Genomic DNA, 14,540 nt, shown 5'->3' with positions numbered 1-14,540 from the left:
TGCATCTTTGCTCTGGACGATTTTCTTTGTGAGTGGGCCAAATGGCAAAAAACAATTCCATGATCTTCGGCTCCTTTTCTGCCGAAGACCACAACTACATGCTGAATTTGATCGATGGCACCAACGAGCCGGTGCTGGCGATTTCCCGCACCTATGCCAAGGGACATCGCGCACCGGTCCACAGCCATCTGCGGGCGCAGATCTGGCATGCCCGCCGGGGCGTGGTTCTGGTCAGCACCGCCGATGGTCGCTGGATGATACCGCCCGGCCATGGGCTGATTATTCCCGCCGGCCTGGAACACGAGTCGGAAACCATATCGACGGTGGAAATGCAATCGATCTATGTGCATCCCGACCTGTTTCAGGCGGAAGTGCCGCGGGTGGTGGAAATCACCGATCTCGCCTCCAGCCTGATTGCGGAACTGCTGGGCGAAGAGCATGAGCCACCCGCTTTCCATCGGCGCGGTCTGGTGCGGGCGCTGTTGCTGGACGAGATCAACCGTCTGCCGGAACGGCCGCTCGGGCTGCCTTTTCCCGATAATCAGCGTCTGGCGGCGCTGTGCCGTGATTTCCTGAAAAAGCCGGTGGCGCGGGTGGAGATCGATGACTGGGCGGTGGCCATGGGCATCAGCCGGCGCTCGTTTACGCGGCTGTTCCGCAAGGAGCTGGGGTTGAGTTTCGTCACCTGGCGCCAGCAGGCCTGTATCTTCGCCTCCCTGCCGAGACTGGCGGCCGGCGAAGCGGTGACGAATGTGGCGCTGGATGCCGGTTATGAAAACATCCCGGCTTTCACCACCATGTTCCGGCGAATGCTGGGCAGTTCACCAAGGGCCTATCGGCAGGCGGCGCGGCAGCGCAGCGCTGCTTTCGCCGATAATGAAGACTAAGCCGCCGTCGCCCGCATGTCGCGGCGGAAATCGGAAGGCGACATGCCTGCGATCTGGCGAAACGCCTTGTTAAAGGCGCTGACCGAGCCGAAGCCGCTTTCCATGGCGATCTGCAGGATATTGTCCTTGCCGGTCATCAGCATCGCCTGCGCGCGGGAAAGCCGGAGCAGGGTCAGATATTTGATCAGCGTCATGCCGGTGGATTTGCGGAACAGGTTCATCGCATATTTCGGGTGCAGCGAGGCGGCACGGGCAATTTCCGTCGCGTCGATATCGTCGAGAAAATTGGCGGCGATGAAGTCGCACATGCGCACCACGCCGATGGAGGGCGCCATGCCCTCGTCATCCTGTCTGCGTTTTCCATCGAGAGCGGAGGATATGACGGAGTAAGGCTCCAGAAACATCCGCTCGACCCGGAGCAGCAGTTCCTCGACCGCGTGCTGGGCTTTTGCCGGATCGCCCGAGGTGACGTAGCGGAACCAGCGGCCGAAATTTTCTGCATCCGCCCTGTCCGTCTCGGCACTCACCATCGTCGCACCGCCCATCAACTGGCTGGAGACGGCGGCCGGCAGGCGCATGCGGAAGAAATGCACGAGCGGCAGATGCGCGCCTGCATAAAAGGAATCGTCGGAGGAGTGGTCCATCTGATGCGGCTGGCCGCCCCAGAAGATGCACATCTGGCCGGCATTGAGCGTCAGGTCGTGATCGCCCATGCGGTAATGCACCGATCCCGACATGACGTAATTCACTTCCACCTGCGCGTGCCAGTGGGGCCTGAGCATGATGGGCGGGTGATTGTGAAAAAGCTGAAGCGTTGTCGGCATGCCTTCGATGCTGCTCGCACCCGGCTGGTAGAAGGCTCTTTCGGCAATCTTACTTTCCGCCAAATCGATGTTCCCTTTTTACGAGACAGATTTCCTGCCGCCGGTAATGTGCCCATGTTCGCTGAAGAACGGCAATTGAAAAAGGGAGGTTTTCAATGTGCTTGAAATTTCTTGGCGCGTCTACGGCTATGCTGCTTCTCGCAGCCCCGGCTTTCGCGCAAACAGAAACCGTCACCATCTGGAGCTGGAATGTCGCGGCTTCCGCGCTGAAATCCACGGTGGAGGGCTTCAACAAGCAGAACCCGGACATTAAGATCGTCGTTGAAGACCTTGGTAACGATCAGGTTTTTGACAAGACGCTGGCTGCCTGCGCCGCCGGCGGCGATGGGCTGCCGGATATTGTCACCATCGAGAATTTCGAGGCGGAGCTGTTCTGGAGCCGCTTTCCCGATTGTTTCGCCAATCTGACCGAGCTTGGCTATACGCCTGAGAAACAGGCGCTTTTTCCTGATTTCAAGCGCACGGAACTGGAGGTTGACGGCGTCGCCTATGCGGTGCCGTGGGATTCCGGTCCGGTGGCGGTATTTTATCGCCGCGACTTCTATGAGAAGGCAGGCGTCGATCCGGCCACCATCAAAAGCTGGGATGATTTCATCGCCGCCGGCAAGAAGGTCATGGCCGCCAATCCCGGCACCGTCATGGCGCAGGCCGATTTCAATGGCGATAGCGAATGGTTTCGCATGATCGCCAATGAGCAGGGATGCGGTTACTTTTCGACCGATGGCCAGAACATCACCATCAACCAGCCCGCCTGTGTCGCAACCCTTGAAAAGGTCAAGGAAATGAAAGACGCCGGCATCATCACGGCGGCGATCTGGGATGAGAAAATCCAGGCCAATACGGCCGGCAAGGCCGCCAGCCAGATGTATGGCGCCTGGTATGAGGGCACGGTTCGTTCCGGCTCTCCTGATCTTTCCGGCAAATGGGGCGTCTATCTGATGCCGAGCCTGACGCCGGATGGTCCGCACGCCGCCAACCTCGGCGGCTCGTCGCTGGCGATCAGTTCGACGTCCGAGCACAAGGAAGCCGCATGGAAATACATCGATTACGCGCTCACCACCAATGAAGGCCAGGTGACGATGCTGAAATCCTTTGGCCTCGTTCCTTCGCTGCTCTCAGCCATCGACGATCCTTTCGTCAAGGAAAAGCAGGCCTATTGGGGCGGACAGGCGGTGTGGACCGATATTCTCGCCACCCTGCCGAAGATCGTGCCCAGCCGCGGCACGGCGTTCCAGTCGGATGCGGATGCGATCTACAAGGCGACGCAGACGAAATATTTCGCGGGCGGTTATCCCGACGCGAAAGCGGCGCTCGACGATGCGGCCAAGCAGATCGAAACGGCCACCGGTTTGCCGGTCGCGGAGTAAGCCGGCGGCTGTTTATGGCCAAGCGGGTGCTACGAGCTTCTTCTCCCCGAGGGGGAAAAGTCCGCGGCAGCGGGATGAGGGGGCGACGGTAGCGATATACGGAGAGCTTGCCCCCTCATCCGACCCTTCGGGCCACCTTCTCCCCTTCGGGGAGAAGAAATAGGCCGCGCCGTTTTGCAAAGGCATTCCCCTCATAGGGGCGCGCTCTTTCTGAAGCTTTTCCATTTATCCGGCCCATCGTCCGGCATCTGGAGGTCACCATGCCGTCTAGGAACAGGATCGCTTATGCGTTCCTTGCGCCCTATCTCCTGATTTTCGCCACCTTCTGGGTCTGGCCGATCATCAGCTCGTTCATGCTGTCGTTCCAGAATACCCGCATCAACCCATGGCGGTTTGCGCCTTCCATGAACTGGGGGCGGCTCGTTTCCGATCCGGCCTTTTATAACGCGCTCTATAACACGCTGATCATTCTGGTCATTCAGGTGCCCGTGATGATCGCGCTCGCCACCGTCATGGCGGTGCTGTTGAATTCGCCGCTCCTAAAGGCGCGGCCGCTTTATCGATTTGCCTTTTTTGCGCCTGTCGTCGTTGGCGAGGTGGCCTATGCGGCGGTGTTCCGGCTGATGTTCAGCGCCGATTTCGGCATCATCAACAAGCTCATCACCTCAGTCGGACTTTCGCCCGTCTCGTGGTTCGACAATGCCAATGCGGCCATGGCACTGGTCATCATCGCGGTTACCTGGCGCTGGGCGGGATATAACGCCATCATCATTCTGGCCGGGCTGCAATCGATCCCCGGCGATGTCTATGAGGCGGCGACGCTGGACAAGGTCAGCAAGCGTCAGCAGTTCTTTTATATCACCCTGCCGTTGCTTAAACCCATCATCCTGTTCTGCGTCGTGCTGTCGGTCATCGGCACCATGCAGCTGTTTGCCGAACCCTTCCTCATCACCAACAGGGGCGGGCCGGGCGGCGGCACGGAGACGCTGGGGCTGTTCCTTTATCGGCAGGGCTTCACTTCGCTCAATTTCGGCTACGCCTCGGCCATTGCCTACACCATGGCGGCGCTCGCCATCGCCATTTCGCTGCTTAATCTCTGGGTCGGGAGGGAGCCGAAATGAGATCGAAATCGAGATCGCTTTTCTGGCAGAAGATCGCGCTGCATGCGGCGCTGACACCCCTCGCCATCATCTGGCTGTTTCCGCTGTGGATGATGTTCGTTTTTTCGACCATGCCGGATTACGGCATTTTCAGCCCGGATATCGTGCTGGTGCCCTCCACCAACTTCGTCGAGAATTTCAACAACCTGCAGGCGGACACCAATTTCCTCAGGGCCATGTTCATCTCGATCACCGTCGCCGTCATTTACACCGTGCTTTCGGTGTTCCTGACGTCGATGGCCGGTTGGGCGCTGGCGCGTTACCGTTTTGCGGGACGCGGGGTGGTGATCGCCATCATTCTCGGCACCATCACTTTGCCTTTTGCCGTCGTCGTCATTCCGCAATTCATCATGGTGGCGCGGGAATTCAAGCTTGCCAACACTTGGGTCGCGCTGATCGTGCCGCCGCTGTTCAACTCGCTCGGCGTGCTGTTCATGCGGCAATCCTTCTCGATGATGCCGACGGAGCTTTTCGATGCGGCGCGGGTGGAAGGCGTGAAGGAATGGCAGATCTTCCTGCGCATCGCTTTGCCGCTGGCGCGGCCCACCATGGCGGCGCTGTCGATCATTCTCTTCCTGGCCTCGTGGAACAATTATCTCTGGCCGCTTCTCATCAATTCCCGCCCAGGAATGATGACCGCACCCGTGGCGCTTGGCACCCTCATCGGGCTGACCAAAGTGTCATGGGGCGGCATCATGGCCGGCGCGGTGCTGCTCACCGCACCCATTCTCGTGGTTTTCGTGGCTTTGCAGCGTCACTTCATCGCCGGCATTTCCGCCGGGGCAGTCAAGTAAGGGGGCCGCATGGCGGAACTTTCGCTCAACAACGTGGTCAAGCGTTACGGCGCGCTGGAAGTGATCCATGGCGCAAATCTGGAGGTGAAGGATGGCGAGTTCGTCGTGTTCGTCGGCCCCTCCGGCTGCGGCAAATCCACGCTTCTCAGAATGATCGCCGGGCTGGAGGATATTTCCGGTGGCGATATCGTGATTGGCGGCAGGACGGTGAGTGATGCCGACCCGGCCGATCGCGGCATTGCCATGGTGTTCCAGTCCTATGCGCTTTATCCGCATATGACCGTTGCCGAAAACCTCTCCTTCGGCCTCCGGATGAACGGCAACCCGAAGGCCGATACGCAAAAGCGGGTCAACCGCGCCGCCGAAATCCTGCAGATCAACGAGTTGATGCAGCGCCGGCCGAAGCAGCTTTCCGGCGGCCAGCGCCAGCGCGTCGCCATCGGCCGCGCCATCGTGCGCGAACCGCAGGTCTTCCTGTTCGATGAGCCATTGTCCAACCTCGATGCCGAATTGCGGGTGCAGATGCGCGTGGAAATCTCGCGCCTGCACAAGCAGCTCGGCACCACGATGATCTATGTGACGCATGACCAGACCGAGGCGATGACGCTGGCCGACAAGATCGTTGTGCTGCGGGCGGGCAATATCGAGCAGGTCGGCGCGCCGCTCGATCTCTACGATGATCCCGCCAACCGCTTCGTTGCCGGTTTCGTTGGGTCGCCGAAGATGAATTTCCTCGACGCCACCATCATCGGTAGCGGCGCGGAGAGCGTTACGCTCTCGCTCGACAGCGATCCTGCGGTGCGGCTGAGCCTGCCGGTGAAAAGCCGTTTGAGCGAGGGAGCCAAGGTTTCGCTCGGCATCCGGCCGGAACATTTTGACGATGCGGGCGCGGGCGATGCCGATCTCACCGTGCATGTCGATGTCGCCGAACATCTCGGCAATACCAGCTACGTCTATGCCCGAACCGAAGGCGGCGAGCAGCTCATCATCGAGCGGCCGGAGTCGCGCGATGTGGGCAATCGTGACCGGCTGACGGTCGGCCTTTCCGCCCGCCGGGCTTTCCTTTTTGACAGCAGGGGCGAACGCCTGCGCTGAACCCTTTCCCAAGCACCCAAGACTGATATGAAGGACGAGGATTTCATGACGACCGAACAACCGATCCGCTGGGGCATCATCGGCCCGGGTACCATCGCCAGAACTTTTGCTGACGGTATCGCCCATTCCCGCACCGGCAGGTTAGAGGCCATCGCCACCCGCAACCCGGACAAGCCGGGCCTTGCCGAAGCTTTTTCCGGTGCGCGCATTATCAAGGGTTACGACGCGCTGCTTGCCGATCCCGATATCGACGCCGTCTATATCGCCACACCCCATACCGGCCATGCCGAATGGGCAATCAAGGCAATCCGGGCGGGTAAAAACGTGCTGGTGGAAAAGCCCATCGCGCTTTCCGCCTATGATGCCGACGCCATTTTCCACGAGGCGAAAAAGGCCGGTGTCTTCGCGGGCGAAGCCTATATGTATCGCCTGCACCCGCAGACGTCGAAATTGCTGGAACTGGTGAAAGCCCGGGCGGTGGGCGATATCCGCATCATCCGCTCCAGCTTCGGTTTCAACATGGGCTCGTTCCGGGCCGATCACCGGCTGTTCGCCAATGAAACGGCGGGCGGCGGCATTCTCGATGTCGGCGGTTATCCGGTTTCCATGGTGCGGATGATCGCCGGCGCCGTGGATGGAAAACCTTTCGCCGAACCGGAAAAAGTGGCGGGCGCCGCCCATCTCGGCCAGTCGGGTGTCGATGAATGGGCCTCGGCCGTGCTGAAATTCGCAAACGGCATTGTCGCGGAAGTCTCGTGCTCGATCATGGCGGCGCAGGACAATGTGCTGCGCATCATCGGCTCGGAGGGCCGTATCGAGGTCAAGGATTTCTGGTTCGCCGCCGGCCACAAGGGCGGCACCGGGCGGATCGATATCATCAGGGGCGACAAGGTGGAAACCATCGAGTTGCCGGAGGATCGCTGGCTTTATTCCTTCGAGGTCGACGCGGCCGGCGAGGCGATCCGGCAGGGAAAAAAGGAATTCGATGCACCCGGCATGGCCTGGGCGGACAGCCTCGGCAATCTGCGTGTCATGGATCAATGGCGGGCTTCCGTCGGGCTCGAATACAGCATTGAAAAAGCAACGTTGCGCGTTGCCAATATTGCCGGCGGCAAGGTCGTGGCCGGAAACGCAGTGCCGAAGCGGCAGATTCCGGGCCTTGCCAAACCCGCTTCCGTGGTCGCGCTCGGTTTCGAATTCTTCCCCAATTTCGCTTCTGCATCCCTGACGCTGGATGCCTTTTACGAGGCGGGCGGCAATCTCTTCGATACGGCCTATGTTTATGGCGCAGGCAGGACGGAGACGATTTTCGGCGACTGGCACACCAGCCGCAACGTGCCGCGTGAAGAGATCGTGCTGATCGGCAAGGGTGCACATTCGCCGCTCTGCTATCCTGACATGATCGGAAAGCAGCTCGATCAGTCGCTCGCGCGGCTGAAGACGGATTATGTCGATGCCTATTTCATGCATCGCGATAATCTGGAGGTTCCGGTCGGCGAGTTCGTCGATGCCATGGATGCCGAAGTCCGGCACGGACGCATTCGCGGCATTTTCGGCGGCTCCAACTGGACGCGCGAGCGCATGGATGAGGCGGCCGCCTATGCTGCGAAGAATGGCAAGCAGGCTCCGGCCGCGCTCTCCAACAATTTCTCGCTGGCGGAAATGCTCGATCCCATCTGGGCGGGCTGCGTTGCTGCATCAGACGATGAGTGGAAGCAATGGCTGAAATCGCGCCAGATTCCCAATTTCGCCTGGTCCAGCCAGGGGCGCGGATTTTTCACGGACAGGGCAGGGCGCGACAAGCATGACGATGAAGAAATCGTCCGCGTCTGGTATTCCGACCGCAACTTCGTCCGCCGCGACCGGGCGATAGAGCTCGCGCAGAAACTCGGCCGCCACCCGATCCATATTGCGCTCGCTTATGTCATCGCCCAGCCTTTCCCGGTCATTCCGCTGATCGGGCCGCGCACGATTGCGGAGCTGGAAGACAGTCTTTCGGCGCTGGATATCAGGCTGACGGCCGAGCAGGTGACGTGGCTGGAGGCGTGAGAGGCAATGAGACGGCGGATTTATCCGCCGCTCATTCGGATAGTGCAAGGCGTTGCGGCATATTTCTTCTCCCCGCCGGGGAGAAGGTGGCCCGAAGGGTCGGATGAGGGGGCAAGCTCTCGGTTTATCTCTATCCTTGCCCCCTCATCCCGCTGCCGCGGACTTCTCCCCGGCGGGGAGAAGAAACAGGCGGTAACCGCTCGTTCCAACTGGCGATCTTCGAGGTGGAGATGTTATCTTCCACCTTCATTCCTTCCCCGGTGACTGCTAAAGCGTAGGCTCATAAACCGTGCGGCCTGGCATTGCAGGCAAATGATATACCGGGGTTCCCATGAGCGATATCGACCGAAGCCGTGCCCAGCAACTGATGCGGGAAGCGGATATCGAGGCGCTGGTGCTGTTCCAACCCGAAGCCTTCCGTTATGCGGTCGGCGCCCATGCCGGTGTCGCGACCATGTGGGGCAGGGCGGGTTCGGCGATTGCGCTGGTGCCGGCCGATGCCGATGCGCCAATTGCGGCTGTCGTCAGCGATCATGCCGCCTCGCTTGTCAGAAGGGCCGCGCCGGATATCGATCTGCGCTGCCATCGCATCTGGATCGATATGGTCGATCTGTCGGGCGCCGAAACCATCGCGCAGGTGGACGATGCCTATCGCCGCAACAATTCCGGTGGCCCTAGGCCGGAAACATTCGACCGCGCTGCCTGTTTCGGCCTGCTGGCTGACCTGCTGCGGGAGCGCGGGCTGTCGGCGGCGCGCATTGGCGCAGACCTCGAATTCATGCCCGCCGCCGATTTTCTGGCGCTGCGTCAGGCGCTGCCCGATGTCGATTGGGTTGATGGATCGCCCGTGCTGCGCCGCCTGCGCGCCGTGAAATCCGAGCGTGAGATCGAGCTTCTGAGGCGCGCGGCTGCGGCGGCAGAGGCCGGGCTGGTCGCGATGGCCGCTGCCGTCAGGCCTGGCGCGGCGCTCGGCGGGCTTTCCGCCGCCTGGAAGGCCGGCGCGCAGGCCCATGCCGCGAAATCCGGGTTTTCGCTGAGCGGCCATTGGGACTACATATCCGTCGGACCCGCTTTGTCGGATATGGCGGTTGTTACGCCGGGTGCGCTCATCAAGGCCGATGTCGGCACGCTGGTCGACGGTTATTCATCGGATGGCGCGCGGAGTTTTTCGTGGGGGCCGGTCTCGCCGCTGGCCGCCGATGTTTTCAGCGCCCTGGAGGCGGCCTTTGCCAGCGGGCTCGAAGTGATTCGTCCCGGCAATACATTCGGTGCTGTGCACGCCGCCATGCTGGCCTCGATGCGCAGGCAAGGTTTCAGCGAATATTATCGCGGCCATTTCGGCCATTCCGTCGGCGGTGGCGTGGGCATCGAGGAATGGCCGTTCTTTTCCCATGACAATCCGGAAATCATTCTTCCCGGCATGGTCGTGGCGCTCGAAGCGCCGTTTTATGGCGAAGGGCTGGGCGCGCTGATGATCGAGGACCAGTTCCTCGTCACCTCCTCCGGCGCGGAATGCATGAACAGCCTGCCGCGCACCATGCGGGATTTATCGGCGGACTGAGCGCCGGATCAGAGGAAATCGTCGCGGCGCGGGGTAAAGCAGTCGATCAGCTCGCCCTCTTCCAGACACAGGCAGCCGTGCTCGATATGGCCGGGAATGACGAGGCTATCGCCCTTCTGAAGGTCGTAGGCCTCACCGTCGCGATAAAAGCGGAAGCTGCCACTGGCGACATAGGTGGATTGCACATGCGGATGGCTGTGCAGCCTGCCTTCGGCGCCGGTCTTGAAGCGGAAGGAGACCACCATCAGTTCCGGCGCTTCGGAAAGCACGGTGCGCTCCACGCCATCGTCGGGGGAAACGGTGGGGAAGGTCGGAAGCTGCTGCATATCGTTCTCCTCAGTCATGCAATGCGGTTTAAACAGGTAGTCTCAGCGCGGCGCGCGCAGCATGGAGCGATAACGCGTCTGGCTGCTTTTCAGGTGGCTGCGCATGGCGCTGCGCGCCGCCTCCTCGTCGCCGTCCTGTATCGCGATCAGGATCGCTTCATGTTCACCGACGAGCCGGGCGAGATCGGCGGGCGAAAGCACAGTTTCCGTGCCGTTTTCGGCCACGGCGCGGCGCGGAATGAGGGTGGGGCCGAGCACCTGCAGAAACTCGCTGAAGCGGGGATTGTTGGTCGCTTCGGCAATGGCGAGATGGAAGGCGAAATCGGCCTCTGCTGTCGGCACGCCCCTGGTGGCGCTGGCGCGGAAGGCATCGAAGGCCTCGATGATCTTTTCCTCCTGCGCCGGCGAGCGGCGAATGGCGGCGAGACCGGCGGCGTCACCTTCCACGGCGGTGCGCAATTCCAGCATTTCGATCAGCGACGAGACGCGCGCAAGATCGACATTGTGGAAGGGGCGCCGCTCAGTGGGTGCGGGTTCCAGTACGAAAACACCAGCGCCCTGACGCGGCTCGACCAGACCGTCGGATCGCAGCGAGGCGATTGCCTCCCGCACCACGGTACGGCTGACACCGAATTCCTGCGTCATCTGCGCTTCGGAGGGAAGGCGCTCACCCGTCTTGTAACGACCCTTGGCGATCTGGCTGCGGAGTTCCTCCGAAACCTTCACCACAAGCGTTCTGCCTTGTGGAGCTGCCGGTTCGAAGCTTGTCGCTTTTGTCATCTTGGTCGCCGTTCTAAAAAATGTCGGTTGCGTGCACCGTTCCTCGATACGTCATTCGCGGCCTGGCATGCAATCCCGCCGTTTTAGCGGGAAAGGTCCGTGCGACATGTCACGTCTCCTTGAAGATCGGGTTGTCGACAAACACGCCACCCTGAAAGCGGACTAGCGCGTCGCTCGGGTCCGGTTTGGGAACTGTCCGGGCGATGTGCTCCCGGAAGGCCTCGGCATTGTCCTTCGGTTTCCATCCCAGAAAGCCGAGATGCGAATTGTCCCACCAGCTCGCATCGTTGGCCGACGCACCCCAGACGACCGGGCAGCCGAGAACGGGTGCGCGAAACGCCGCTTCGATCAGCGACACGAAATCGTCATGAGAAAACCAGGTGGACAGCATGCGGTAATTGTTGGGTTCCGGCGTGCAGGAGCCGATGCGCACAAGCGCCGTCTCCTGTCCGAATTTCTCGAAATACAGGCGGGCGAGGTTTTCGCCGAAACATTTGGACACGCCGTAGAGGCCGTCCGGGCGGAAGGGAACATCGGGACCAAGCCGTTCGGTCTGGGGATAATAGCCGATCGTATGGTTGGAGCTGGCGAAAACAATTCGCGGCTGGCCGTGGGCGCGGGCGGCCTCGTAGAGATTATAAAGTCCGATGATGTTGCCTTGAAGGATTTGTTCGAAAGGCTTCTCCACCGATATGCCGCCAAGGTGAACGATGCCGTCGCAACCGGCAACCATGGCGTCAACGGCTTCTGCATCCGCAAGGTCGCATTGCATGCATTCCTCGTTCGGGCCTGCCGGATCGAGCGGGGCGAGATCGGCAAGGCGAATGGTCTCGGCCATCGATGCAAGGCGTTTGCGCATAACGCGGCCAAGCTGGCCCGCAGCACCGGTAACAAGAAGCCGTTTCATTGCCATTCTCCCTCAGCGTTGCACGTCCCTGGCGTGGTCGAGATATGCCTATGCCTCTTGACCTTGTCATACAGATCGTACAAAAAGCGGATAACATATATTATGTGCCATACGCAACAATCATGAAGGATGAGTTTGATGTTGACCGTCGAAACAAGGCAGGCCGTGAACCCGGAATATGCAAAAACGCTGGATACCGAAGGGCTCCGCCGGCATTTCCTCGCCAACGACATGTTTCGTTCCGGCGAAATCAGGCTGATCTACACCCATTATGACCGCTTCGTGATGGGCGGCGCGGTGCCGAACGGTGCGCCGCTGACGCTGGACAAGGTGGAAGAGACCAAAACGCCGTCCTTCCTCGACCGGCGCGAGATGGGCATCGTCAATGTGGGCGAGACCGGCACGGTCAGCGCCGGCGGCGAGACCTATACCCTCAATCGCGGCGATGTGCTTTATCTCGGCGCAGGCAGCGGTGCGGTGACCTTTGACGGGGCAGGGCGATTCTACATCACCTCCTGCCCGGCGCATCGCAGCCTGCCGGCGAAGCTCGTGACACTGGCCAATAGCAAGGAGGTCAAGCTCGGCGCGACCGAAACCTCCAACAAGCGCACCATCAACCAGTTCATCCATCCGCTGGTCATGGAAAGCTGCCAGCTGGTGCTGGGGTATACGACGCTGGAGGACGGCTCGGTCTGGAACACCATTCCTTCCCACATTCACGATCGCCGCATGGAGGCCTATCTCTATTTCGGCATGGATGAGAAGTCGCGCGTGCTGCATCTGATGGGTGAGCCGCAGGAAACCCGGCATCTGTTCATTTCGAATGAAGAGGGTGCGATTTCTCCGCCCTGGTCCATCCATTCCGGCGCCGGCATCGGTTCTTACACCTTCATCTGGGCTATGGCGGGAGACAATGTCGATTACACCGACATGGACTTCATCCAGCCGGGAGATCTGAAATGAAGAATCCCTTTTCGCTTCAGGGGCGTAAAGCGCTCGTCACCGGCGCGAATACGGGGCTTGGCCAGGCAATTGCGGTGGGGCTCGCGGCTGCCGGCGCAGAGGTGGTCTGCGCCGCCCGCCGCGCGCCGGATGAAACGCTGGAGATGATCGCCAGGGACGGCGGCAGGGCCAGCGCATTATCTATCGATTTTGCAGATCCGCTGGCGGCGAAGGACAGTTTTGCCGGCGCCGGTTTCGATATTCTCGTCAACAATGCCGGCATTATCCGCCGTGCCGATTCCGTTGAGTTTTCCGAACTCGACTGGGACGAGGTGATGGACGTCAATCTCAAGGCGCTGTTTTTCACCACCCAGGCTTTTGCGAAAGAGTTGCTGGCGAAAGGCCGGTCCGGCAAGGTGGTCAATATCGCTTCGCTCCTCTCCTTTCAGGGCGGTATTCGCGTGCCGTCCTATACGGCGGCGAAACATGGCGTCGCCGGCCTCACCAAGCTTCTGGCGAATGAGTGGGCGGCAAAGGGCATCAATGTGAATGCGATTGCGCCCGGCTACATCGAAACCAACAATACCGAGGCGCTACGTGCGGATGCAGCCCGCAACAAGGCCATTCTCGAGCGTATTCCGGCCGGCCGCTGGGGCCATTCCGACGATATAGCCGGGGCGGCGGTTTTCCTTGCCTCGCCGGCGGCGGATTATGTGCATGGCGCCATTCTCAATGTCGATGGCGGCTGGCTGGCGCGCTGATCTGTTACAGATTTCAACAATTCATCATACAACATGTATGATGAATTGTTGACAAGCATGCGGCAACCGGGTTAGGTGGCTTCCAGTCAATGAATTTGCAAAGGAATACCAAACATGAACCCTGAACAAATCAAGACGGCGCTCGGCTCCGGCCTGTTGTCTTTCCCGGTCACCCATTTCGATTCCGAGGGCCGTTTCGCCCAGGACAGTTACAGGGCGCATGTCGAATGGCTTGCCGGTTATAAAGCGCCGGTGCTGTTTGCCGCTGGCGGCACGGGTGAGTTCTTCTCGCTGAAGCCGGATGAAATTCCGACCATCGTTTCCGCCGCCAAGGATGTGGCCGGTGAAACCGCCATCGTTTCCGGCTGCGGTTACGGCACCGAGATTGCCGTTGATATCGCCCGCTCGGTCGAAAAGGTCGGCGCGGACGGCATCCTGCTTCTGCCGCATTACCTTATCGATGCGCCGCAGGAAGGCCTTTACGCCCACATCAAGAAGGTGTGTCAGTCGGTCGGCATCGGCGTCATGGTTTATAACCGTGACAATTCCGTGCTGCAGGCGGATACGCTGGCGCGTCTCTGCGACGAATGCCCGAACCTCGTCGGCTTCAAGGACGGCACCGGCGATATCGGTCTCGTTCGCCAGATCACCGCCAAGATGGGTGATCGCCTGATGTATCTCGGCGGCATGCCGACGGCGGAACTGTTTGCCGAAGCCTATCTCGGCGCCGGTTTCACCACCTATTCCTCGGCTGTCTTCAACTTCGTGCCGGGCCTTGCCAATGAATTCTACGCCGCGCTGCGCGCCGGCGAACGCGCCACCTGCGAGCGTATCCTGACGGAATTCTTCTATCCGTTCATGGCGATCCGCAACCGCGCCAAGGGTTATGCCGTCTCCGCCGTCAAGGCAGGCGTGCGCCTGCAGGGCTTCAACGCCGGTCCGGTGCGTGCGCCGCTGAAGGATCTGACCAATGAGGAAATCGGCATGCTCGACGCCTTGATCGGCACGCATAAGCGCAAAGCCTGAT

At 60.5% G+C, this 14,540-nt stretch carries 14 protein-coding genes; 10 read left to right on the top strand and 4 right to left on the bottom strand.

Features of this window, described 5'->3' with window-relative positions:
- The first annotated feature begins 41 nt into the window (after positions 1-41).
- Positions 42-887 (top strand): helix-turn-helix domain-containing protein, encoded by an 846-nt coding sequence (locus RAC79_RS18100; protein WP_065656177.1) that lies wholly within the window; start codon positions 42-44, stop codon positions 885-887.
- On the opposite strand, the gene RAC79_RS18095 is transcribed toward RAC79_RS18100, so the two are convergent.
- Positions 884-1,780: a helix-turn-helix domain-containing protein gene (locus RAC79_RS18095; protein WP_174000112.1), complete on the bottom strand. Its 897-nt coding sequence runs from the start codon at positions 1,778-1,780 to the stop codon at positions 884-886. The genes RAC79_RS18100 and RAC79_RS18095 overlap by 4 nt on opposite strands.
- Before the next feature lie 86 nt (positions 1,781-1,866).
- On the opposite strand from RAC79_RS18095, the gene RAC79_RS18090 reads away from it, so the two are divergent.
- The 6 genes from RAC79_RS18090 to RAC79_RS18065 all read left to right on the top strand — a co-directional run bounded on the left by RAC79_RS18090 (position 1,867) and on the right by RAC79_RS18065 (position 9,797).
- Positions 1,867-3,138, top strand: coding sequence for a sugar ABC transporter substrate-binding protein (locus RAC79_RS18090; RefSeq protein WP_174039829.1), 1,272 nt, complete (start codon positions 1,867-1,869; stop codon positions 3,136-3,138).
- A gap of 260 nt (positions 3,139-3,398) precedes the next feature.
- A complete protein-coding gene (locus RAC79_RS18085; protein ID WP_065656190.1) occupies positions 3,399-4,259 on the top strand; it encodes a carbohydrate ABC transporter permease in 861 nt (286 codons plus the stop codon).
- A complete protein-coding gene (locus RAC79_RS18080; RefSeq protein WP_046800394.1) occupies positions 4,256-5,092 on the top strand; it encodes a carbohydrate ABC transporter permease in 837 nt (278 codons plus the stop codon). Before RAC79_RS18085 ends, RAC79_RS18080 begins: the two co-directional genes overlap by 4 nt.
- A gap of 9 nt (positions 5,093-5,101) precedes the next feature.
- Positions 5,102-6,187, top strand: a complete 1,086-nt coding sequence (locus RAC79_RS18075) for an ABC transporter ATP-binding protein (protein ID WP_125146391.1) — start codon at positions 5,102-5,104, stop codon at positions 6,185-6,187.
- Between the two features lie 45 nt (positions 6,188-6,232).
- Complete coding sequence (locus tag RAC79_RS18070; RefSeq protein WP_174045096.1) at positions 6,233-8,236, top strand: aldo/keto reductase; 2,004 nt, start codon at positions 6,233-6,235, stop codon at positions 8,234-8,236.
- 331 nt (positions 8,237-8,567) lie between these two features.
- Positions 8,568-9,797: a M24 family metallopeptidase gene (locus RAC79_RS18065; protein WP_374997424.1), complete on the top strand. Its 1,230-nt coding sequence runs from the start codon at positions 8,568-8,570 to the stop codon at positions 9,795-9,797.
- 8 nt (positions 9,798-9,805) lie between these two features.
- Here RAC79_RS18065 and RAC79_RS18060 read toward each other — a convergent pair whose 3' ends face one another.
- From RAC79_RS18060 to RAC79_RS18050, 3 genes are all read right to left on the bottom strand, one after another.
- Positions 9,806-10,123: a cupin domain-containing protein gene (locus RAC79_RS18060; protein WP_003522691.1), complete on the bottom strand. Its 318-nt coding sequence runs from the start codon at positions 10,121-10,123 to the stop codon at positions 9,806-9,808.
- A 42-nt stretch (positions 10,124-10,165) separates the two neighbouring features.
- Positions 10,166-10,903 carry a FadR/GntR family transcriptional regulator gene (locus tag RAC79_RS18055; RefSeq protein ID WP_078053634.1) on the bottom strand — a complete coding sequence of 246 codons (738 nt, stop codon included), beginning with the start codon at positions 10,901-10,903 and terminating at the stop codon, positions 10,166-10,168.
- Between the two features lie 109 nt (positions 10,904-11,012).
- The gene (locus RAC79_RS18050; protein ID WP_174045090.1) at positions 11,013-11,810 is read right to left on the bottom strand and encodes an NAD(P)-dependent oxidoreductase; all 798 of its coding nucleotides are present in this window, start codon (positions 11,808-11,810) and stop codon (positions 11,013-11,015) included.
- Between the two features lie 138 nt (positions 11,811-11,948).
- Between RAC79_RS18050 and kduI the strand changes: the two genes are divergently transcribed.
- The 3 genes from kduI to kdgD all read left to right on the top strand — a co-directional run bounded on the left by kduI (position 11,949) and on the right by kdgD (position 14,539).
- Positions 11,949-12,773 carry a 5-dehydro-4-deoxy-D-glucuronate isomerase gene (gene kduI / locus RAC79_RS18045; RefSeq protein ID WP_065656169.1) on the top strand — a complete coding sequence of 275 codons (825 nt, stop codon included), beginning with the start codon at positions 11,949-11,951 and terminating at the stop codon, positions 12,771-12,773.
- Complete coding sequence (gene kduD / locus RAC79_RS18040; RefSeq protein ID WP_065656168.1) at positions 12,770-13,513, top strand: 2-dehydro-3-deoxy-D-gluconate 5-dehydrogenase KduD; 744 nt, start codon at positions 12,770-12,772, stop codon at positions 13,511-13,513. Before kduI ends, kduD begins: the two co-directional genes overlap by 4 nt.
- A gap of 114 nt (positions 13,514-13,627) precedes the next feature.
- Positions 13,628-14,539 carry a 5-dehydro-4-deoxyglucarate dehydratase gene (gene kdgD, locus RAC79_RS18035; protein ID WP_174036718.1) on the top strand — a complete coding sequence of 304 codons (912 nt, stop codon included), beginning with the start codon at positions 13,628-13,630 and terminating at the stop codon, positions 14,537-14,539.
- Position 14,540: the final 1 nt, after the last annotated feature.

The organism is Agrobacterium sp. LR_9 (assembly GCF_041954855.1).
Classification (GTDB): domain Bacteria; phylum Pseudomonadota; class Alphaproteobacteria; order Rhizobiales; family Rhizobiaceae; genus Agrobacterium; species Agrobacterium leguminum.
The sequence above is the reverse complement of the archived record's forward strand: the minus strand, read 5'-3'. Positions and strand labels throughout refer to the sequence as shown.

Coding starts and splice junctions, on each gene's coding strand:
- RAC79_RS18100 (WP_065656177.1), top strand. CDS start 42: ATGGCAAAAAACAATTCCATGATCTTCGGCTCCTTTTCTGCCGAAGAC.
- RAC79_RS18090 (WP_174039829.1), top strand. CDS start 1,867: ATGTGCTTGAAATTTCTTGGCGCGTCTACGGCTATGCTGCTTCTCGCA.
- RAC79_RS18085 (WP_065656190.1), top strand. CDS start 3,399: ATGCCGTCTAGGAACAGGATCGCTTATGCGTTCCTTGCGCCCTATCTC.
- RAC79_RS18080 (WP_046800394.1), top strand. CDS start 4,256: ATGAGATCGAAATCGAGATCGCTTTTCTGGCAGAAGATCGCGCTGCAT.
- RAC79_RS18075 (WP_125146391.1), top strand. CDS start 5,102: ATGGCGGAACTTTCGCTCAACAACGTGGTCAAGCGTTACGGCGCGCTG.
- RAC79_RS18070 (WP_174045096.1), top strand. CDS start 6,233: ATGACGACCGAACAACCGATCCGCTGGGGCATCATCGGCCCGGGTACC.
- RAC79_RS18065 (WP_374997424.1), top strand. CDS start 8,568: ATGAGCGATATCGACCGAAGCCGTGCCCAGCAACTGATGCGGGAAGCG.
- RAC79_RS18060 (WP_003522691.1), bottom strand. CDS start 10,123: ATGCAGCAGCTTCCGACCTTCCCCACCGTTTCCCCCGACGATGGCGTG.
- RAC79_RS18055 (WP_078053634.1), bottom strand. CDS start 10,903: ATGACAAAAGCGACAAGCTTCGAACCGGCAGCTCCACAAGGCAGAACG.
- RAC79_RS18050 (WP_174045090.1), bottom strand. CDS start 11,810: ATGAAACGGCTTCTTGTTACCGGTGCTGCGGGCCAGCTTGGCCGCGTT.
- kduI (WP_065656169.1), top strand. CDS start 11,949: ATGTTGACCGTCGAAACAAGGCAGGCCGTGAACCCGGAATATGCAAAA.
- kduD (WP_065656168.1), top strand. CDS start 12,770: ATGAAGAATCCCTTTTCGCTTCAGGGGCGTAAAGCGCTCGTCACCGGC.
- kdgD (WP_174036718.1), top strand. CDS start 13,628: ATGAACCCTGAACAAATCAAGACGGCGCTCGGCTCCGGCCTGTTGTCT.